Below are 21516 nucleotides of genomic sequence, written 5' to 3' on the forward strand. Positions count from 1 at the left end.
TTGTACTATAATTTAGGTCCAAAACTTAAATCTCCTGCGTCTCCAAGTCCAGGGACTATATAAGCCTTGTCATTTAACTTTTCGTCTAATGCACCGATCCAAAGTTGATAGGGAGTTTTGAGGTTTTCCTTTATATAGTCTATGCCCTCTGGAGCTGCAATAGCTGCTGCAATGTGGATTTTTTTAGGGTTGCCATGTTGAAGCAAATGATCGATAGTGGTAATTAAGGACTTGCCTGTTGCTAGCATAGGGTCAATGATGATGACTTCTTTGCCTGCTAAAAGTGGAGCTGCAAGATAGTTGAATTCAATACTTAATTCTTCACCCTCATTTTCTTTTCTATAGGCTCCGATAAAACCACTGTCGGCTTCATCAAAATAGTTAAGAAAGCCATTATAAAATGGCATAGCTGCTCTTAAAATAGAAATTAGAACAGGTTGTGATTTTAGTTTTTTGGAATTGGTCTTGGCTAAAGGAGTAGCAATTGTGTGTTCTTCATAGCTTAAGGCCTTTGATATCTCATAGGCTAAAATTTGGCCTAATCTTTCAAGATTGGTTCGAAATCTTAATCTGTCCTTTTGGATATTAATATCTCTCAAGCCTTCTAAAAATTGATGCGCTATGGAATCGTGATGGTTCAGTATAAACATAGTAGGCCAAAGTTAAGCAAAAAAAAACCGACCTGTAAAGGTCGGTTTTTAAATTTATGTGTTTTTGAAGATTATTGAACTTCAAAAGAAGCTCTTCTAGCCAACTGACGAGCATCTTTAGACTGCTTGTCTACACTAGTATCTTCACCATATCCTTTGTAAGAAACTCTTGAACCATCGATACCTGCAGCGATCAATAGATCGTAAACAGCCTTAGCTCTTCTTTCTGACAATTTGATGTTGTAATCTTCTGGTCCGATTTCATCGGCATAACCTTTAACTTCTACGTTAACGCCTGGGTTTCTCTTCAAGAAGTTAGCTACATAGTTAACTGAAGAAGAAGAATAGCCTAGAGGCTTAGCGCTATCAAAAGCATAGTAAACATTTACATAACCTTCGTTGATAGCTTTCTTGAAGAAGTCTTCTTCTTCAACTTCCTCTACAGGGCAACCGTTGTTAGATGCAGGACCTGGAACGAAAGCACATTCGTCAGAGTGATCAGGAATACCGTCACCGTCAGAGTCTAAAGTTCTACCGTGAGAATCAACTCTTGCACCAGCAGGAGTGTTAGGCTCTTTGTCAAGGTAATCAGGCACACCGTCACCATCAGAGTCTTTCAACATATCTTTGATTTCTCCGATTTGGCTTTCCAATTCGTCCTTAGTAGCATATTTGTCTTCTCTGATATACCAGTCAGCATGAGTGCTGTTTCCACCTAAGTAGAAAGAAAGACCTAAAGTACCAGTCCAAGATACAGCATTAGCACCATAGTAACCGTTTTCTGTACCTGCATTGATAGAAGATGCTCCATCAAAAGCTACATCTTGACGGCCAGCAATGATAGTGCTGATGTCACCGTTAAGAGCTACTCTGTTTCCAAGTTTTACTTGTGCTGTTAATCCAGTGATAAAGTTATAAACGTTATCTTCGAAATCAGCCCAAGTGTTAGATTGAGGAGTCACTCTTCCGAAACCAGCACCGAAGTGACCCAATAAACCAAATCCTCTTGAGAAAGTCTCAAAATTCATGATTCTACCAAGGTTAGCAACACCTTGAAGGTTCACTCTGTAGTAATTGGTCTCAAATTCAGGAGTCCCGTCAGCTTCTTGATACTTACCAAATCCGTAATCAAGTTTAGCACCAAATTTCTCATTGAACATGTATCTAACGCCTAGATCAGCATGTCCAAGGTTCAAAGATGGAGAATAATAACCTGGCGTAATAGGGGCCATTGGTTTATTAAACCCACCATTAACATCGATTGACCACTTGTTGAAGTCATCTTGTGCATTAGCTCCAACTGCTAAGGCACCAGCCATTAATGTTGATAGTAATAATTTTTTCATGATTAAAAAAAAATTTTTTCCAAAATTAAGTGTTTAATTAATTTAAATCCAAACTTAGTAACTATTAACTGTTATGCAAATGTATATTTTTTATTCAATAACTATAAACTTTTGACTATTTGTTTTCAGTTATTAAGTCCGAAATTTGCAAAATAATTTACTCATAAACTATGCCAACAATGGATATTTTACTCGAAATCCTCAAAAAAAGAGGTGTGTCAGGAGACGAATATGAGCTTTCTGCATTTATTGCAGATTATGTGCTTCAACGGAAAGGAGAGTGGAAAGTTCAACCTGAAGTATACCATGGTGGAATATTTCAAGACAATATTATCTTAAAATTCGGGAATCCCAAGACAGCTGTTTTTGCTCATATAGATACTATAGGGTTTACCTCAAGGTATGAAAATCAGTTGGTTACCGTGGGTGGTCCAGATGTAAATGATGGTGATATATTGGTGGGAGAAGATGCTTTGGGACCGATTGAATGCAAGGTAAAAATAGTTGATGATTGCCTTATCCATGACTTTAAAAGAGGTATTATTCCAGGAACAAATTTGTCATTTAAGCAGCATGTCATTTTGGACGATGAGTTTATCCAAGCAGCTTATTTAGATAATAGGCTTGGGGTGTATAATGCACTTAAAATTTGTGAGGATCTTGAGAATGGAGTGGTTGTTTTTTCTACCTATGAAGAACATGGGGGAGGAAGTGTGCCCTTTTTGATTAAATATATTTATGAAAACTGGAATGTCAAACAAGCTTTAATATCTGATATTACTTGGGTAACAGAGGGTGTAAAGCACCATGAAGGGGTTGCTATTTCGTTAAGAGACAAGTTTATTCCAAGGAAGGTTTTTACTGATAAAATCATTGCTTTGGCTCAAGAAAGTGGCATTCCTTTTCAAGTAGAAGTAGAAGGTGCCGGAGGAAGCGATGGGAGGGAAATTCAAATGAGCCCTTATCCAGTAGATTGGTGCTTTATAGGAGCTCCCGAGGACAATGTTCATACGCCTTATGAAAAGGTTTCGCTTAAGGATTTAGCAGCAATGATAGACCTTTATAAATACCTAATGGCTCATCTTTAAGTCTTTGTCTTTCAAATTAGGAAGGTGAGGGTAAAATTTTCTATATTTGTAGCGCCCTAGTTTTAGGGCTTTTTTATTATTAAAGATGAAGGTAAAAGATAAGGAATTCACCCGGTTTATCTCTGCAGAAGCGTTGGAAGAAAGAATTGGCCGTATGGGTAAGGAGATTTCAAAGGATTTTGAAGGGAAGTCCCCATTGATTTTGGGTGTGCTGAATGGAGCCTTTATGTTTTTATCCGATTTAATGAAAGCAGTGGACATTCCGCTTCAAATGTCTTTTATTAAAATTTCATCCTATCAAGCCATGAATTCTACTGGGAAAGTAAGGGAATTGATTGGCGTGTCGGAAGAAATAAAGGGAAGAGAAGTGATCGTGGTGGAAGATATAGTAGATACTGGAATAAGTATGACTCATCTATTAGAGTGTATTTCTGAGAAGGAGCCAGCCAATATTTCAGTCGTAAGTCTACTCTTGAAGCCCGACGCTTTGAAAAAACCTGTCACGATAGATTATGTTGGGTTTGAGATTCCAGATAAATTCGTGGTAGGATATGGCTTGGATTATGATGGTTTCGGTAGAAATTTAAAAGAAATATATCAACTTAAGTGACCCGAATAGCATGGGGCTCACAGCACAAACAATTTTCATATTATGCTAAATATAGTTTTATTTGGCCCTCCTGGTGCAGGGAAGGGGACACAAAGTGAAAAATTAATCTCCAAGTATAATCTAGTTCATATTTCTACAGGAGACTTGTTCAGGAAGCACCTTGGTGAAGGTACTGAATTAGGAAAACTTGCTCAGAAGTATATGGATGAGGGGAGATTGGTTCCTGATGAAGTAGTAATTGGGATGGTTGATGATAAGTTCAAAACTACAGTTGATGCTAATGGGTTTATCTTGGATGGTTTTCCAAGGACTGTTGCACAGGCAGAGGCATTGGACAGATTGTTGGAAGAAAAGGGCGAGTCTATTTCTGGCATGATTGCCTTGGATGTTCCTGAAGAGGAGTTAAAGGAAAGGATCCGACACAGAGGAAAAACCTCAGGTCGTGTGGATGATCAAGATGAAGAGAAGATCAATACCAGGATCAAGGTGTATAAAGAGGAAACGCTTCCTGTGGCTTCATACTATGAAAAGCAAGGTAAATTGTCTACTATTCATGGTGTAGGTGGTATCGAGGTAATCTTCGGAAAGATTTGTGCGGAAATTGATAAGTATTAATCTGGGAAATAAATAGTATCTTTGCAGATAATTTAATAATTGGCTAAGAATTTTTCTTAGCCAATTTTGTTTAAGGAATGAAATAACAAATTTAGCCGTGGCAGATTCTAATTTTATTGATTATGTAAAGTTTTGTTCCCGTTCAGGGGCTGGTGGGGCTGGTTCTGCCCATTTTAGGCGTGAAAAACATGTACCTAAAGGAGGCCCAGATGGTGGAGATGGTGGTAGAGGTGGGCACATAATCTTAAGAGGGAATGCCCAGCTATGGACCCTTCTACACCTTAAATATAAGAAGCATGTCATTGCCCAAAACGGTAAAGGCGGTGAAGGAGGTAGGAGAAAGGGTAAAGATGGTGGTGATATCATTTTGGAGGTTCCCTTGGGGACAGTTGCTAAAGATGCCGAAACCAAGGAAGTGCGCTTCGAGATAACGGAAGATGGACAGGAAGTGATATTGACCAGAGGTGGAAGAGGAGGTTTAGGGAATGACCATTTCAAGACGTCCACTAATCAGGCTCCGCATTATGCCCAGCCTGGAGAAGAAGGAATAGAAGAGTGGATTATTCTTGAACTGAAATTGTTGGCGGATGTTGGGCTGGTTGGCTTTCCGAATGCTGGTAAGTCCACTTTATTGTCTAGTATCTCAGCTGCTAAGCCCGAAATAGGTGATTACCCCTTTACTACTCTGGTGCCAAATCTTGGAGTAGTCGGTTATCGGGATGATAGGTCATTTGTAATGGCAGATATTCCAGGGATTATAGAAGGGGCAGCAGAAGGCAGAGGCTTGGGCCTGCGTTTCTTAAGGCATATTGAGAGGAATTCCATTCTTTTATTTATGATCCCTTCAGATGCGGACAGTATCAAGGAACAGTACCATATTTTATTGAATGAGTTAAAGGAGTATAATCCCGAGTTACTGGACAAAAGAAGGATACTTGCCATTTCGAAATCAGACATGTTGGATGAAGAATTGATGGAGGAGATGAAGTCAGATGTGCCAGAAGATGTGCCATACCTGTTTATTTCGTCAGTAAGCCAGCATAACCTAGATAAGCTCAAAGATCTAATTTACAGTGCGATAATGGCTTAGTGTCAGTTTGTCAGGAAAACCATTGTGGCAAACTAATTGTTGTTCGAAATTGGAAAGAATTAGTAATGTATTTCATTTAGCATATTAGAAAATATAGTAAAAGAAGGTATGAATAAGGATAAAGTGGCTACCGAAGAGCATGTGGAAGCACAAGATCAAGAGCTAAAGCAGGAAAATGTTGCTGAAAACCAGGAGGGGAAAGTGGTGAATGAATCTGACGAGAAAGCAGGAACTGAAGAATTGTCAGATGAAGACAAGTTGAAAGCTGAAAATCAAGAATTAAAAGATAAATACCTGAGGTTATACTCAGAATTTGAAAACTACAGAAGAAGAACCTCTAAGGAGAGACTGGAATTGATCAAGACGGCCTCAGAGGATGTGTTAAGAGATTTGATTACCGTGGTGGATGATTTTGAAAGAGCCATCAAAGCCGAAGAAAGTGAAACAGGGAATGAGAAAGTTCTAGAGGGAAGCTTATTGATTTACCATAAGTTGACAAAGGTGCTTGAGGCTAAAGGCTTAACTCAAATGGAAGACTTGATAGGTAAGGACTTTGATGCTGACAAGCAAGAAGCTATTACCCAAATACCAGCTCCATCTGAGGATCTCAAGGGTAAAGTAATCGATGTGGTGGAAAAAGGCTATATGCTTGGCGACAAAGTAGTAAGGTATGCCAAGGTAGTCATTGGATCTTAATAAATTATGGCAAAAAGAGACTATTACGAGGTATTAGGGATTTCTAAAGATGCAAGTGAGGGAGAGATAAAGAAGGCCTACAGAAAAATGGCTATCAAGTATCACCCTGATAAAAATCCAGATGATCATACTGCAGAAGAAAAGTTTAAAGAAGCTGCAGAGGCCTATGAAGTACTAAGCAACCCTGAGAAGAAGGAACGCTATGACCGTTTTGGGCACCAAGGTGTCAATGGGAATGGTGGCTTCGGTGGAGGCGGTATGAATATGGATGATATCTTCTCCCAATTTGGGGATATTTTTGGCGGCGGAGGAGGATTTGATTCCTTTTTCGGTGGCGGAAGCAGAGGTGGACGCAGAGTGCGTAAAGGGACTAATTTGCGTGTAAAGCTTAAGGTAAACCTAAAAGAGGTCGCTCATGGTGTGGAGAAGAAAATCAAAGTCAAGCGCCATGTAGTTGCTGATGGTGTAAGCTTTAAAACTTGTACAACATGTCAGGGGTCTGGCCAGGTCAAAAAGGTGGTGAATACCATGCTTGGTCAAATGGTGTCTGCGAGTAATTGTCCTTCATGCGGAGGTAGTGGACAGATCATAGATAAAAAGCCTGATAATGCAGACGCAAATGGACTATTGTTAAAAGAAGAGGTTATTCCGATCAATATTCCAGGAGGTGTAGCTGATGGTATGCAGTTAAGCCTTTCAGGTAAGGGTAATGAAATTCCAGGAGGTGTAGCTGGGGACTTGCTTATCGTTATAGAGGAGATTGAAGATGAGATCCTTCAGAGAGATGGTAACAATGTCGTTTTTGATCTGTATGCAAGCTTTATTGATGCAGCCTTGGGAGCCCAGATTGAAGTGCCAACCATTGATGGTAAGGTGAAAATCAAATTAGAGCCAGGTACGCAAAGTGGTAAGATTTTGAGGTTGAAAGGCAAAGGTGTGAAAGACCTGAATGGATATGGTCGTGGAGATCAATTGATCCATGTGAACGTGTGGACACCGAAACAGCTGACCAAGGAAGAGCGCGAGAAATTAGAGTCTCTAAGGACTTCGGAGAATTTTATTCCTGATCCAGGGAAGTCAGAAAAGACCTTTTTTGACAAAATGAAGGAATTCTTTTAGTCAGAGCATCAAGTAGATATTTGAAAAGCCGGGAATTTTCCCGGCTTTTTTCGTAATTAACAGAACCTTTTAGGTAATGAACCGTAATTTATTCGTATGTTGAATAAATTGTGCTTAATTCTGATCCTCGCTATCTGGTGTTGTTTGGCTGCAAAAGCTCAAATAATAAAGGAGTTTAATGTGGAAGAGCAGGAGGGGCTTGATTTGGTGCAATTAGATTTTTCCTCCTATAAAGGAGTTTCTCAAATAAAGAGGATGTATTCCTCCGATCCCATTTTGATTCATACCCACCTGTCCAAAGTCAATATACTTCCTGAGTTTAATTATGAAATTAATGATCGCGTTCTTCATGCCAGCTTGAGCCATCATAATGTGGAAAATGAGGGGTTTGGTAAGGGCATATCTTCTAAGCTTTTTGCCAATAGTGAGGGGGATTTTGACCATACCTGGGAGGTTGGGCTGAGTGAAAAATATACGTATGACATGAATTTCCATTTTGGAATAGGTAAGGCCAACTTGGATCTTTCTGGGCTGAATGTCAAAAAGTGTAAAGTGAAGACAGCTACAGCTGATGTAGATTTGAACTATGTGAAGAATGCCAGTAATGGTATCGAGATGGATACCTTGATGGTAAAGGTGAATATGGGAACTGTGAAGGGAGTGAATATTGCTTGTGCCAAAGCAGATCAAATGATTTTTGATGTCAATTATGGTAGGGTGGATTTGAATTTTGAAGATGATTTTGAAACGTTAAAACCCTGTAATATCTCGGCTACTGTTGGAGCTGGCTCAGTTCATATTGTACTGCCGTCTAATCAATATCCTTATATAGTGAAGATTAAATCCACGGCCATGTGTAGAACCAGCGTGCCTGGTCATTTGTCAGTTCTTGACAAATCCACCTATGCTAGCAAAGCATATGATAAGGATGCTGATAATATAATGACTTTTGAAATTGATGTTTCAGTAGGCTCGCTGACGCTCAAATAAGTAATGCCATTAGGACTTAGTCCTAAATTATATTTTTCTTATTATTACCAAGGTTTAAAAATTCATTGTTTTGAGTATTCTTAAGATTGAAGGGCTTTACAAAAGCTATGGTTCACAAGCCGCTCTTACCAATATTGATCTGGAAATTCCTGAGGGAAAGGTTTTCGGGTTATTGGGGCCAAATGGAGCAGGTAAGACTTCCTTGATTCGAATTGTAAATCAAATAATAGAAGCTGATAAGGGAGAAGTCCTGGTGAAAGGCGAAAGTTTAGCTCCCAGGCATATAAAACACATTGGGTATCTTCCCGAGGAAAGAGGGCTTTATAAGCGGATGAAAGTTTCCGAACAGTTATTGTACTTTGCACAGTTGAAAGGACTTTCTGCTAATGATGCTAAGAAAAAAGTGAGTTACTGGTTGGATAGACTGGATATTGCAGCGTGGAAGGATAAGAAAATAGAGGACCTTTCAAAGGGAATGGCCCAAAAGGTACAGTTTGTAGCCACTGTTATCCATGAACCAGAAATTTTGATTTTGGATGAACCTTTTTCCGGTTTTGATCCTGTGAATGCTGAGATCATAAAAAATGAAATTATCGAGATGAAGGACAATGGAACCACTGTCATGCTATCAACCCATAGGATGGAGTCGGTGGAATTGCTGTGCGACCATCTTGCGATGATTAATAAGTCCCATAAGGTGTTGGATGGCTCTGTTCAGGACGTGAAGAATCAAGCTAGATCCAATACTTTCTCAGTTAAGCTTCGTGAGGTGAGTGGGCGTTTGCCAGAGGGAATTTGGGACCTTAAAACTACTGAGGATGGTTGTCAAGAATTTAAGATCAAAATGGATCAAGATAATCATAATGTTTTTGTTGCTGAGTTGATGAAATATGGGGAGATATTGGGTTTTTCGGAAGTGATTCCTACAATAGAAGAAATTTTTATTCAAAAGGTAAAAGACAACGAGCATGAATAAAGTTTTTTTGGTCATAAAGAGGGAATATCTTGCCAGAGTTAGGAAAAAGTCCTTTTTGTTAGCTACCCTGATCACACCATTGGTCTTTCCTGCGATTTTAGGCATGTTTCTGTGGATTTCTCTCAGTGATGAGAGTGAGGAAGCTTTGAAGATCATTGAGGTGGTGGACGAAAGGAATCAGTTTTTTATGGAAAGTAGTGGACAGTATGCTTTTTCCTATTCAGACCTACCCATAGAGGAAGCCAAGACTATGGTTCAAGATGGGAGACGATATGGTTTTTTATATATACCAAAGATTGATATCCAAGAACCAAAGGGGATTGTGTTTTATTCGGAGAGTAATACAAGTGTTGGGTTTGTAGATTATTTGGAACGCGAACTGAAAAGAAAGATTGAGGATATTCGGCTTTATGATTCCGGAATTGATCCTGGATTTATTAAATCATTAAAAACCAATGTTTCGATCCAATCCATTACTCTAGGTGATCAGGGTGAAGAGAAAGTAGCAGATGCTGGGGTTAACTATGCCCTCGGCTTTGTGCTGGGGATATTAATTTATACATTCATCTTTGTTTATGGCACTCAGATCATGCAAGGTGTGATAGAGGAAAAATCAAGTCGAATTATTGAAATTCTGGTTTCTTCGATCAAGCCTTTTCAGTTGATGTTGGGCAAGATTATAGGTATAGGCGCTGTAGGGCTTACCCAATTTTTGATTTGGATAGTATTGATCAGTATGGTCTCTACTGTGGTAATGGGGTATTTTGGAATGCAGATGCCCCAGCAGCAGGTGATGGAAATGACCAATCCGGAAATGGCACATGCCATGGCACAGTCAAGTGAGGTGGGTAAAATAATTCAGGTATTACAGGGGATAGATTTTATTCAATTGATATTTACCTTTTTGTTTTATTTCCTTGGAGGTTATCTGCTTTATGGAGCCTTCTTTGCAGCAATAGGTGCTGCAGTAGATTCTCCATCGGATGCCCAGCAGTTTATGTTCCCGGTGACCATTCCCTTGATGGCCAGTTATTTTGGCCTTTTCGTGTTTATTCTGGATGACCCTTCCAGTAATATTTCCTTTTGGCTTTCGGTTATCCCCTTTACTTCACCAATAGCCATGGTGGGGAGAGCTAGCTTTGGGATTCCTGCTATGGAATTGATTCTTTCAATGCTATTATTGATAGGAGGGTTTTTCTTTACGACTTGGATTGCAGGAAAAGTCTATAGAATTGGGATATTGGTTCATGGTACCAAAGTAAATTATAAGACGCTTTGGAAGTGGATAAAGCAAAATAACTAATCAGCAGACATAATATGTCTAGGTATGTAGAAATAAAAAAGGGGCTGATCAATTTGATCAGCCCCTTATGTTTTTATCTCAAGTAGGCGGATAACATCCAGATTACTTTTTCTTTCGAAGTGATATAATCACTCATTAAGGCTACTGTACCCTCATCTCCTTGGGATGAGGCGGTTTCCAAAGCTTCTCTTTCCAGTTTGAGCAAAGTGTTAAGGTTGTCCCTTACAGTTTCGACCATTTGCTTAGGAGAAGTAACTTCCAAAGCTTCGCTAATACTTGAGTGCTTGATGTATTCAGAGAATGCGCTCAATGGACGCTCACCAAGGGTTAAAATTCTTTCAGCGGTTTCATCGATTGCATCATTGGCCTCATTGTATAATTCTTCAAACTTTGCATGCAGTTCAAAGAAGTTAGGGCCTGAAACATTCCAGTGGAAATTTCTCAAATTTTGATAGTAAATTTCATAGTTGGCCAATAATTTATTCAATTGTTCTACCAATGCTTTGCTATCTGTAACTTTTAATCCGATCTCGTTAGTTGCCATATTTTTTGTTTTGTTTATTTAAAAATATATTCGAATTTACAGGATTGTTAGGTTTGAGGCAAACTCTTAATTTCTATGATTGATAGAAAATATCTATGACTATTGTCAGTTATTTTAAGAAGGTGTTTGGTTTTATTGGAAGGATTTAATTTAAATAATGAAGAATAAATTCCAGGATCTGGCTATGCTGGATCTATATCATAATAGGGGGAAAGTTAAGTGGATTATTTTTATAGCTTCTCTGATTATAAGTGTGGGGTCTATTTATTATACCAATACACTGGTCAGTGAGTTAAAGGAAAGAGAGAAGAAGCAGATAACTTTATATGCCAGTGCTATGGAGTATGTGGCTAATAATTCCGACAATCTTACATTTATCCACAAAGGAATTATTCAGGAAAACCATAATATTCCGGTGATAGTAGCTGATGCATTTGGCAACCCAACTGATCAGTACAGGAATATCAATTTTAAAAATAATGCCACTGAAGAGGAGAAGGATAAAAAACTGCGTGCTGAGGTGCAAAGGATGAAAATGGATTATGAGCCTATTCAGATCGTAGAAAACCAATACTTGTACTATACTAATTCTGAGTTGCTGACCAGGCTTAAGTTTTATCCTTACGTTCAGCTATCTGTAATTTTGGTGTTTGGTATTTTGGCTTATGCGGTATTTAACCAATCCAAAATTGCAGAGCAAAATAGAGTGTGGGCAGGCCTGACCAAAGAGACAGCACACCAGTTGGGTACTCCAATAGCCTCTTTGATGGCCTGGATTGATTATTTGAAGAACTCTCCGGTTTGGGAAGAAAATAAGGAGGTCATAGTGGAGTTGGATAAGGATGTTTCCAAATTGAGGATGGTTACTGAGCGGTTTTCGAATATTGGAAGTTCGCCTGTGATAAAAGAGGAAAATGTTTATCAGGTAATTGACGAGGCGGTAAACTACTTAAGACCAAGAATATCAAGTAAAGTAAGCATTAGTCTTAACACTCACGCGGAAGATGTGGAGGCGATGATGAACAAATCACTTTTTGAGTGGGTGGTGGAAAATATATGTAAGAATGCTGTCGATGCGATGAAGGGAGAAGGAAAGATTGCCATCAATATCGTCAAGGACAGTGAAAAGTTCGTTCATATAGATATCACCGACACTGGAAAGGGGATTGATAAAAGTATGTTTAAAAAAGTGTTCAACCCTGGTTTTACCACCCGTAAAAGAGGTTGGGGTTTAGGCCTTACATTGGCCAAAAGAATCATAGAAGGTTATCACCAAGGAAGGGTTTTTGTGTACCAGTCAGAGGTAGGAAAGGGAACTACTTTTAGAATTGTATTAAGGGGCAATAAGGAAAATACTTCTGAATTCAATGTGGAGGATCCCTTTATGAGCTGATGGTGTAGAATGTGATCGAGTATTTGATGTGTTGTTGCAGATAACTTTCAATCTTTCATGCAAAAAGCCTACCTTTGCAACTTGCAAATAAAGGAGTCCCAGAAAGATGAGTTTGACCAAGGAAATTCAAAAGAGAAGAACTTTCGGAATTATTTCCCACCCCGATGCCGGTAAGACTACCCTTACGGAAAAGCTATTGTTGTTTGGTGGGGCGATCAAGACGGCAGGTGCTGTAAAATCCAATAAGATTGATACCCATGCCAAATCAGATTGGATGGAGATTGAAAAGCAGAGAGGTATTTCTGTGGCGACCTCTGTAATGGGGTTTGAATATAGGGATGTTAAGATCAACCTTTTGGATACCCCAGGTCACCAGGATTTTGCTGAAGATACCTATAGGACGCTGACAGCAGTGGATAGTGTGATCATGGTGATTGATTGTGTGAAAGGGGTGGAGATCCAAACAGAGAAGTTGATGGAAGTGTGCAGAATGAGGAATACTCCTGTGATCTGTTTTATCAATAAGCTTGATAGGGAAGGTAGAGATCCTTATGATTTGTTGGATGAGGTAGAGGAAAAGCTGAATATTAAGGTAAGGCCTTTGTCTTGGCCTATATCTATGGGTAAGACCTTTAGAGGTGTGTATAACCTATATAATAAGTCCCTTAATTTGTTTACACCGTCTCAGAGAAAGATATCTGATGAAATCGTTGCCATTGAGGATCTTGAGGACAGTAAGCTGAATGACTTGGTTGGGGATGGGAATGCCGAGCAATTGAGAGAGGATGTTGAGTTGATTGAAGGGGTCTATCCTGAGTTTAGTAAAGAGGATTATTTGTCAGGAAAGGTTGCTCCGGTGTTTTTTGGTTCAGCGGTGAATAATTTTGGTGTTCAAGAGATGTTGGATACCTTTATTGATATCGCTCCAAAGCCTAAAAGCAGAGTGACTGAAGAGAGGGAAGTATTGCCAGAGGAGGACAAATTCAGTGGTTTCGTGTTTAAGATTCACGCAAATATGGATCCTAATCACCGAAACAGGATTGCCTTTTTGAGGATCTGTTCTGGTAAGTTTCAGAGGAACAAACCATATAACCATGTTAGGGGGACTAAGCCTCTGCGGTTTTCCAATGTGACTTCATTTATGGCTCAGGATAAGGAGATCATCGATGAGGCTTTTCCAGGGGATATTGTTGGTCTTTATGATACAGGGAACCTTAAAATTGGGGATTCATTAACTGATGGTGAGAAGCTGACATTTAAAGGTATACCAAGTTTCTCTCCTGAGATTTTCAGAGAGGTGATCAATAAGGATGCCATGAAGACCAAGCAATTGGAGAAAGGTCTTAAACAGTTAATGGAAGAAGGGGTTGCGCAGTTGTTTACCTTTGATATAGGTGCAAGAAAAGTAGTAGGTACCGTTGGGCAACTGCAATTTGAGGTGATTCAATTCCGATTAAAAAATGAATATAATGCAACGGTGGAGTTTGCGCCGATGAATCTATATAAGGCTTGTTGGATAAGCAGTTCTGATAAGAAGCAGCTGGATGAGTTTGTTCGATCCAAGAACAGGCATATTGCTTATGATAAGGATGGTAAATTGGTTTTTATGGCTGAGTCAAGGGCATGGTTGCAAATGGTTCAGGATAATTATCCGGATATAGAATTTCATTTTACTTCAGAATTTTAAAATATTAAGGTGGTTTAAAACCACCTTATTTGTTTAGGAGCCAGTAGGCTATAACAGTCTGTAAAGTTTCTTTTACTAACTTTGCAAGTATAAAATTGATTGGATATGTCAAAACGACCATTTACGGTAGTATATGAAGATAATCACCTGTTGGTGGTAAATAAAAGAGCAGGTATTTTGGTGCAAGGGGACCGTACAGGTGATAAGACCTTGACGGACTATTGTAAAGATTATATTGCCAAAAAATATGATAAACCTGGAGCGGTGTTTTTACATCCTGTTCATAGATTGGATAGGCCGGTAAGCGGTTTGGTAGTGTTTGCCAGAACTTCAAAGGCCTTGGAGAGGATGATGGTGCTGTTTAAGAAAAGGGATATACATAAAGTTTATTGGGCGATTGTGAAAAGAAGGCCCAAAGAAGAAATGGCTAAGCTGACACATTATTTGGTGAAAGATGAAAAACGTAATGTGACCGAAGCTTTTGACCATCATGTGGAGGGCAGCAAAAAAGCTGAGTTAAGTTATAAGCGTCTAGGTAAGTTAAATGATCATTGGTTGTTGGAAGTTAGACCAGTTACTGGTAGACCCCATCAAATTAGAGTTCAATTGGCTTCTATTGGCTGTCCTATCCGTGGGGATCTGAGGTATGGTTTTTCAAAGGCCAATCCGGATGCCAGTATCAATCTGCATGCTTTTCATTTGGTTTTTGTTCATCCAGTGAAAAAGGAAAAACTGTATCTTAGGGCTGGGTTGCCAGAAGAGCCTTTCTGGGAGCAGTACCTGGATTTTGAATCGGTGAAGGCAAAAGATCAACATATTGATAATAGTTTTAGTGGTTAGGTAAAAGAATAGTCTCTATTTAAAAAGAAATATGATTATCCGTTTTCACACCAGTCGCCTTATTTCTCACGGATTTACACTGATCTATCTGGCGGAAGACAGGTTTAATTCATTATTTCAGTAAGATCTGGGCCATTCTTGAGGGAATGTTTTGAAGGGGTATACTTACTGGTGCAATAGCGGATATACAGAAAAAGAAAAAAGGCTGTCGATTGGCAGCCTTTTTTAGATTGTATTTTATTGGTTTTTCCAAGGTTTGTAATTTTTCCCTTTTGGTCCAGTAGGTCTATCGATTGGTTTTAGATCTTGGGAGATTTCAACCAAGTTAGTGTTTAATTCTCCTGGTCTTTGGTTTTTGTAAGCGGGGCCAGTGATTGGGTCTCTATCGAAATTCACTACAATAGTTCCTTTTCTGGCTTTTTCCTTCCAAGGCTTGTAGTTCTTTGCTTTTGGACCTTTAAGATCACGGTGTTTCTTGTCTTCTGTTTCTAATGTCTCAGCACTAAAGAAACCTGCTGCTACCATTAATGCTACCTTTACCATCCTTATATAGTTTTGTTGTTTAAGTCTTTTACAGAATATATACGGTGTTCCTGAAAAAGGTTGCGTAGTTTTCGGGTTTTTGAATTAGTCTATTGGATTTTTAGGAAATAATGTTTTGATAATCTTGTGTTTTCAGATTCTTTTGAAGACTTGTATTTGCTAGGTTTTCCTAAAAACTGATATGTTGGGGTGTTTTGTTGAGCCTGTTTCAGATTAAAAAGTATGAGATAAAAGAAAACCACGGCTTTTTTCAAAGCGCGTGGTTTTTTTGCGAAAAATTTCAGTTTGTCAGTAAAAAAATTAGAATGAGAATACGGCTGCTAGTAAGAATGATGATAAGCTTTTGCTTGAAGCTAGGTCATGGTTATAGAAGAAATCGTCTTCTGACATAGAATCCAGTCTTACTTCTGGAATCAGTGTTAAGTTGTCGGTAATTTTTGCATTACCAGAAAGGGTAACAGCAAATACGTTTCCATCTCCTTCGTTGTCAAGACCGACTACACCGTCAAGACCAGAGTTAAAAACATTAAAGTATTCACCTCTTAATCCTAAAGAGAATTTCTCAGAAGTAGCTGCTTGTACATATCCAGCAACACCGTAGAATCCGGCACCGTCTCCGTCCACGTCAGAGATGCTACTTCCGTCATACATTTCGCCAGCGGCAGTGGTGTTGTAGGTTGCGTTTAGTCCAAGGTAAACGACTTCGGTTACATTGTATCCAGTGGTCAGGTCGATCTGGAAAGTGCTGCCTAGAGACGACATGCCTACAGGCATTACATTGTCCCCGTCCAATTTTCCATCCTGGTCACCATATAGGAAGTTTAACCAAGTCCCTCCATTGTCATTTTCATATCCTAATTGCAATCCTGCAGTGTAGGTTCCAGCTAGGTTGAATTCAGTCATGTCAGTAGGGTTCATTACAGAAGCCATCAAAGACCAGTTGTCAGAAAGAGCAATATCAGCTTTCAATCCTGTGTGAGAGAATGGACCGTAAGAGAACATGTAAGAAGTAGAGTAGTTGAAGTTTCCTGTTGGAGAGATTACTTCGTAACCTAGGTAAGTGTTGAAATTACCCATGGTAAGGGTAACGGCGTCGCTTACATTCCAATACATGTAAAGTTGATTCACGATTTGAGAAGAACCTGCAAAACCGCCACCATAAAGTGGTGAACCGAAAACTGCGTCTTCGCCTCTTGGTCCGAATACAAGGTCTGCTACAAAGCCTACTTTTTCACCTTCATAAGCGGCAATAATGTTGGCCATACCTAGTGAGAAACCAGGAAGATTAGCAAAGGAAGTTGCTGGTGCTTGAATCCCCATGGATTCTCCTTCTTCATTGGTCATATCTTTATTTGGTGCAGAAAGATTTGCACGATAATAAGCATCTACTGATCCAGAAAGAGAGAATTTGGATTCATCTTGGGCATTTACTACAGTAAACGAGCCTAAAATTAGTAATACAATTAGTAGTTGAAGTTTTTTCATTTTACTTTTAATTATTAGTTGATTTGTTAGGATTGGCTGATAATTTAACCCTGCCCAGACTGAAGAGATTGGCGTTTTTTTGAATGGGCAGGGTTTTTTTGGTTGTATAGTGGTTGTGATTTTTATTCGTCGTATACGATGGTATAGCCTCTGATTCCGTGTTCGTGAGAATCCAAACCAGTTCTTTCGTGTTCTTCAGAAACCCTGATGCCAACAGTGATTTTTAATACATAGAAGATGATGAAAGCACAAACAAAAGCGGTGATGCCACAAATTGCTACTCCTGTAAGCTGGGTAATGAATGAGTGTTCTGGGTTGGTAGAGAATATACCTACTGCTAGTGTTCCCCAGATACCACAGGTTAAGTGTACAGATACAGCACCTACCACATCGTCAAGTTTTAAGCTGTCAAGTAATACAGCAGAAAGAACTACAAGGATACCGGCAATGAAACCAACAATTATGGCTGAACCTGGATTGATTACGTCAGCACCTGCTGTGATACCTACAAGTCCTGCTAGGATGCCGTTAAGGACCATGCCTAGATCTAGTCTTTTGAATACAAAATAAGCTGCAAGGAAACCTCCAAGTCCACCAGCACAAGCTGCAAGGGAAGTAGTTACCAATACAAATGATACCAATGCTGGATCAGCAGAAAGTACAGAACCTCCGTTGAATCCGAACCATCCTAACCATAATAAGAATACACCGATTACGGCCAAAGGAACACTGGCGCCAGGCTTATCAACAGTTTTTCCGTTTACATATTTTCCGATACGTGGGCCTACAAGGATAACACCTGCCAAAGCTCCCCATCCACCTACAGAGTGTACGAGAGTAGAGCCTGCAAAGTCATAGAATCCCCAATCGTCAAGGACTCCGCCGCCCCATTTCCAGCTCCCGATGATCGGATAAACAATGCCTACATAGATAAGTGTGAATAATAAGTAAGCACCAAGTTTAACCCTTTCTGCTATGGCACCTGAAACGATAGTTGCAGCAGTAGCGGCAAACATAGCCTGGAACAAGAAGTCGGTCCAGTAAGTGTAACCTGCGTCAGCATAGCCTGCTGAAACATCTGCGTTTTCAGGTGCGAACCAGAACATGCTCCATCCTGCGCCGTCAAATCCGAACCATCCAGGAACGTCAAATCCTGGGTACATTAAGAAGAATCCGCAGATTGCATAGGTTAAAATACCTATGATAGGGGTTACAGTATTCTTGAAAAGAATGTTTACTGTGTTTTTTGCTTGGCCAAATCCAGCTTCTACACCGGCAAAGCCTAAGTGCATAATAAAAACTAGGGCTGTGGACAGCATCATCCACACATTGTTAGTTGTTAGTAAGTTTTGGGTGATGTCAGCAGAAAAATCTGCTCCCTGTGCAAGGGCTTCGCTACTTACTTGAGCGAGCTCGTTAAAACTCCAGTTCATACAGTTGAATGTTTAGATAGACTTATTTTTCGAAATTTTTTATGGGTTAGCGTTTAAATGTTGAGTTAAAGGTAGATATTTTTTATGTAAAAAAACAAGCCTATAATTAATAAAAATACATAAAAACTATGTTTATAGGGTTTGAAATGAATTGAAAAACCTAAAAATCTTGCTAAAAATGAAATTTGAGGTGTTTTTTATAACTATAAAAATTTTAAAAATTTTTTGTTAAAAATTGAATAGTAGCAGTCTTTATGGTATTGATATTAGTTTTGAACTTATGTAAAATTCTATTTTTTATTCGTTTACCAATATTTGTATTGTTGTGTTTAGAATATTCTGTTGGTTGATAATTGAACTTATGTTTTAATTGGTTTGGAGAGATTTTTGGTATTGGTTAAAAAATGAACTTGTTTTTAGTTTTTTTACAATAATTGGCGGTGATGTGGTTGATATTACGGGGTGGGCAATAAAAAAAGCCGATCAGTTTAATTGATCGGCTTTGGCATGGGGTGTGTTGTTTTATTTTTGCAATAGGGCAAACTCTTTGGCGAAATAACTTAAGATGATATTTGCACCGGCTCTTTTGATGCTCAGTAGGGATTCTAACATAACTCTTTCGCTGTCTAGCCATCCTTTTTCTCCAGCGGCTTTTATCATGGAGTATTCTCCGCTCACATTATAGGCAGCAATGGGAAGGTTGCTGTTCTCTTTAAGGAGTCTAATGACATCCAGATAGGCCAAAGCAGGTTTGACCATCATAAAATCAGCTCCCTCAGCTTCGTCAAGCTCCGCTTCAATAAGTGCTTCATGCAAATTGGCGGGATCCATTTGATATGTTTTTTTATCACCTGCCTTGGGAGCAGAGTCTAGGGCATCTCTAAATGGATTGTAAAATCCACTTGCGTATTTAGCGGTATAAGACATGATCGAAACTTCTTTATGTCCATTTGTGTCCAGAGCATTTCGAAGGTAAGCAATTCGTCCATCCATCATATCAGAAGGTCCTATTATGTCGGCTCCAGCTTGTGCCTGGGCAACAGCCATTTTACCTAAGACTTCTAAAGTTTCGTCATTAAGGATTTTGCCATCTTCAACTATGCCGTCATGTCCGTCAGAACTGTAAGGGTCCATGGCTACGTCGGTCATAATGCAAGCTTCGGGGAAGGTGGATTTGACCTTGTGTATGGCTTGTAGGTAAAATGTTTCCGGATTGTGTGATTCGGAGGCGTATTTGTCCTTTTTGTTTTCTGGGTAGGCAGGAAAGATATCGAATGCCTTTACGCCAAGATTCATGCATTCTTCAATTTCCTTTAGCAATAGATCTATGGAGTATCTATAAATTCCAGGCATGGAAGCAACTTCTTCTTTTTTGTTGGTTCCATCAATTACGAATATGGGGAAGATAAAATCTTTAACGGAAAGCCTGGTTTCTTCTACCATGCCTCTAATGACAGCGGACTTTCGGTTTCTTCTTGGTCTTTTATTCATGGAAAGTATAATTTCTTTTAAGTCTTGGCAAAGGTAAGAAAAAGCATCGGCTATGGGACTTAATTAGTGGTTTGGATTGGAGGATTGTAATGAGTGCTATTCCTTATAAATAAACAAGGCTCTTTTCTCGTGGAAAAGAGCCTTGTTGAGGTTTACTGTTGAAATTCTACAATGGTTTTTTCAATGATGTCGCAACATTCATGGATTTGCTCTTCTGTAATGACCAAAGGTGGGGCAAATCTGATGATGTTTCCATGTGTCGGTTTGGCAAGTAGGCCGTTTTCCTTCAGGGCCAGGCATATTTTCCATGCAGTGTCACTGTCCTCACTATCATTAACAACAATGGCGTTTAACAGTCCCTTTCCTCTAACCAAATTGATGAGGTTTGATTTTTCAATTAGCTTTTGCATCCTGTTTCTAAATGCTTCGCCCATTTTTTGGGCGTTTTCGGCGAGCTTTTCTTCAGTGATTATATTAAGAGCTGTCATGGCTACTCTTGCTCCCAAGGGGTTTCCTCCAAAGGTTGATCCGTGTTGTCCTGGTTTTATTACTTCCATAATATGGTCGTTGGCCAATACGGCAGATACTGGGTAGAAACCTCCTGAAATGGCTTTTCCAAGGATGAGCATATCTGGTTTTACATCTTCATGGTCACAAGCCAGTAGTTTTCCAGTTCTTCCAATTCCTGTTTGAATTTCATCTGCTATAAATAGGGCGTTGTGTTTTTGACAGAGTGCTGCAGCTTCTTTTAGGTAGTTTTCTTTAGGTACGTAAACTCCTGCTTCTCCTTGAATGGGTTCGACGAGGTATCCTATAATATTGTCATTTGACTCCAAGGTCTTTTTCAGTGCGTCGATATCATCGTAAGGGATCGAGATAAATCCGGGAGTATATGGGCCGAAATCTTTTCTTGCAGTTTCATCATTGGAAAAGGAGATGATTGTCGTTGTTCTGCCATGGAAGTTGTTTTCAGCTACAATAATGGTTCCTTGGTTTTCAGGAATCCCTTTTTTTTCATAACCCCATTTTCTGGCAATCTTAATGGCTGTTTCTACACCTTCTGCTCCTGTATTCATGGGTAGTACTTTGTCAAAGCTGAAATATTCACAAACGAATTTCTCAAAGATTCCTAAGATGTCGTTGTGGAAAGCCCTGGAGGTTAGTGTAAGTGTCCCCGCTTGCTCGATGAGGGCTTCTTTGATTCTTGGGTGGCAATGTCCTTGGTTGACTGCTGAATAAGATGATAAAAAATCATAATATTTTTTACCTTCAACATCCCACATAAAAACACCATCACCCTTGGATAGCACTACTGGTAGGGGGTGGTAGTTGTGGGCTCCATATTTTTCTTCCAATTGAATCGCTTGTTTACTTGATGTGATTGATTCTAACATAAGAATTTGATTTTTTTATTTGTATATTTGGGTCCTGTAGTTAAACAAATATAAGAAATGCGCTATGTATATAATAAGTAGTGCAAAAAAGTTGCCATAAAGCCTGCTGGAAAGATTTTCTTGAAAGAGAATAACTAAGCCGGATGAATTACAATCATTTAGCTAATTATTTTTGGCTGCTCTTTTGGTTATTCCCGAAAACTTCCGATATTTGCAAACTCAA

20 protein-coding genes are annotated in these 21516 nt (G+C 39.2%); 12 read left to right on the forward strand and 8 right to left on the reverse strand.

All coding sequences use genetic code 11. From position 1 onward, the window contains the following. Positions 1 to 5 precede the first annotated feature (5 nt). Together upp and KMW37_RS09215 are read right to left on the reverse strand one after the other, a co-directional pair. The gene (gene upp, locus KMW37_RS09210; RefSeq protein WP_215224332.1) at positions 6 to 650 is read right to left on the reverse strand and encodes a uracil phosphoribosyltransferase; all 645 of its coding nucleotides are present in this window, start codon (positions 648 to 650) and stop codon (positions 6 to 8) included. 71 nt (positions 651 to 721) lie between these two features. Beyond that, positions 722 to 1996, reverse strand: a complete 1275-nt coding sequence (locus KMW37_RS09215) for an OmpA family protein (protein ID WP_215224333.1) — start codon at positions 1994 to 1996, stop codon at positions 722 to 724. Positions 1997 to 2175: 179 nt separating this feature from the next. Here KMW37_RS09215 and KMW37_RS09220 point away from each other — a divergent pair, with 179 nt between their 5' ends. The 9 genes from KMW37_RS09220 to KMW37_RS09260 all read left to right on the forward strand — a co-directional run bounded on the left by KMW37_RS09220 (position 2176) and on the right by KMW37_RS09260 (position 10483). Further along, on the forward strand, positions 2176 to 3084 hold the full coding sequence (locus KMW37_RS09220; protein WP_215224334.1) for a M20/M25/M40 family metallo-hydrolase: 909 nt from the start codon (positions 2176 to 2178) through the stop codon (positions 3082 to 3084). Positions 3085 to 3169: 85 nt separating this feature from the next. Further along, entirely contained in the window at positions 3170 to 3694 is a 525-nt protein-coding gene (gene hpt / locus KMW37_RS09225; protein WP_215224335.1) for a hypoxanthine phosphoribosyltransferase, read from the forward strand. 42 nt (positions 3695 to 3736) lie between these two features. Then, on the forward strand, positions 3737 to 4309 hold the full coding sequence (locus KMW37_RS09230) for an adenylate kinase (RefSeq protein WP_215224336.1): 573 nt from the start codon (positions 3737 to 3739) through the stop codon (positions 4307 to 4309). 97 nt (positions 4310 to 4406) lie between these two features. Then, complete coding sequence (obgE, locus tag KMW37_RS09235; RefSeq protein WP_215224337.1) at positions 4407 to 5399, forward strand: GTPase ObgE; 993 nt, start codon at positions 4407 to 4409, stop codon at positions 5397 to 5399. Positions 5400 to 5507: 108 nt separating this feature from the next. After that, entirely contained in the window at positions 5508 to 6095 is a 588-nt protein-coding gene (locus KMW37_RS09240) for a nucleotide exchange factor GrpE (RefSeq protein ID WP_215224338.1), read from the forward strand. Positions 6096 to 6101: 6 nt separating this feature from the next. Beyond that, positions 6102 to 7214 carry a molecular chaperone DnaJ gene (gene dnaJ, locus KMW37_RS09245; RefSeq protein WP_215224339.1) on the forward strand — a complete coding sequence of 371 codons (1113 nt, stop codon included), beginning with the start codon at positions 6102 to 6104 and terminating at the stop codon, positions 7212 to 7214. A gap of 96 nt (positions 7215 to 7310) precedes the next feature. Next, positions 7311 to 8204, forward strand: a complete 894-nt coding sequence (locus KMW37_RS09250) for a hypothetical protein (RefSeq protein ID WP_215224340.1) — start codon at positions 7311 to 7313, stop codon at positions 8202 to 8204. 70 nt (positions 8205 to 8274) lie between these two features. Continuing rightward, entirely contained in the window at positions 8275 to 9180 is a 906-nt protein-coding gene (locus tag KMW37_RS09255; protein WP_215224341.1) for an ABC transporter ATP-binding protein, read from the forward strand. Beyond that, positions 9173 to 10483 (forward strand): ABC transporter permease, encoded by a 1311-nt coding sequence (locus tag KMW37_RS09260; RefSeq protein WP_215224342.1) that lies wholly within the window; start codon positions 9173 to 9175, stop codon positions 10481 to 10483. Before KMW37_RS09255 ends, KMW37_RS09260 begins: the two co-directional genes overlap by 8 nt. Before the next feature lie 73 nt (positions 10484 to 10556). Here the strand turns inward: KMW37_RS09260 and KMW37_RS09265 are convergent, their stop codons facing one another. Then, positions 10557 to 11027, reverse strand: coding sequence for a Dps family protein (locus KMW37_RS09265; RefSeq protein ID WP_215224343.1), 471 nt, complete (start codon positions 11025 to 11027; stop codon positions 10557 to 10559). A gap of 157 nt (positions 11028 to 11184) precedes the next feature. Between KMW37_RS09265 and KMW37_RS09270 the strand changes: the two genes are divergently transcribed. From KMW37_RS09270 to KMW37_RS09280, 3 genes are all read left to right on the forward strand, one after another. Continuing rightward, positions 11185 to 12420 carry a sensor histidine kinase gene (locus KMW37_RS09270; RefSeq protein ID WP_215224344.1) on the forward strand — a complete coding sequence of 412 codons (1236 nt, stop codon included), beginning with the start codon at positions 11185 to 11187 and terminating at the stop codon, positions 12418 to 12420. 106 nt (positions 12421 to 12526) lie between these two features. Then, positions 12527 to 14107 (forward strand): peptide chain release factor 3, encoded by a 1581-nt coding sequence (locus tag KMW37_RS09275; protein ID WP_215224345.1) that lies wholly within the window; start codon positions 12527 to 12529, stop codon positions 14105 to 14107. Positions 14108 to 14212: 105 nt separating this feature from the next. After that, positions 14213 to 14947, forward strand: coding sequence for an RluA family pseudouridine synthase (locus KMW37_RS09280; RefSeq protein WP_215224346.1), 735 nt, complete (start codon positions 14213 to 14215; stop codon positions 14945 to 14947). 237 nt (positions 14948 to 15184) lie between these two features. On the opposite strand, the gene KMW37_RS09285 is transcribed toward KMW37_RS09280, so the two are convergent. From KMW37_RS09285 to rocD, 5 genes are all read right to left on the reverse strand, one after another. Then, positions 15185 to 15490: a hypothetical protein gene (locus KMW37_RS09285; protein WP_215224347.1), complete on the reverse strand. Its 306-nt coding sequence runs from the start codon at positions 15488 to 15490 to the stop codon at positions 15185 to 15187. Between the two features lie 300 nt (positions 15491 to 15790). Continuing rightward, positions 15791 to 16975 carry a porin gene (locus tag KMW37_RS09290; protein ID WP_215224348.1) on the reverse strand — a complete coding sequence of 395 codons (1185 nt, stop codon included), beginning with the start codon at positions 16973 to 16975 and terminating at the stop codon, positions 15791 to 15793. A gap of 122 nt (positions 16976 to 17097) precedes the next feature. Further along, positions 17098 to 18408 carry an ammonium transporter gene (locus KMW37_RS09295; RefSeq protein ID WP_215224349.1) on the reverse strand — a complete coding sequence of 437 codons (1311 nt, stop codon included), beginning with the start codon at positions 18406 to 18408 and terminating at the stop codon, positions 17098 to 17100. Between the two features lie 522 nt (positions 18409 to 18930). Continuing rightward, a complete protein-coding gene (hemB, locus tag KMW37_RS09300; protein WP_215224350.1) occupies positions 18931 to 19899 on the reverse strand; it encodes a porphobilinogen synthase in 969 nt (322 codons plus the stop codon). Positions 19900 to 20051: 152 nt separating this feature from the next. Next, entirely contained in the window at positions 20052 to 21293 is a 1242-nt protein-coding gene (rocD, locus tag KMW37_RS09305; protein WP_215224351.1) for an ornithine--oxo-acid transaminase, read from the reverse strand. Positions 21294 to 21516: the final 223 nt, after the last annotated feature.

Source organism: Echinicola shivajiensis (assembly GCF_018642165.1).
In the GTDB taxonomy this organism is placed as follows: Bacteria; Bacteroidota; Bacteroidia; order Cytophagales; family Cyclobacteriaceae; genus Echinicola; species Echinicola shivajiensis.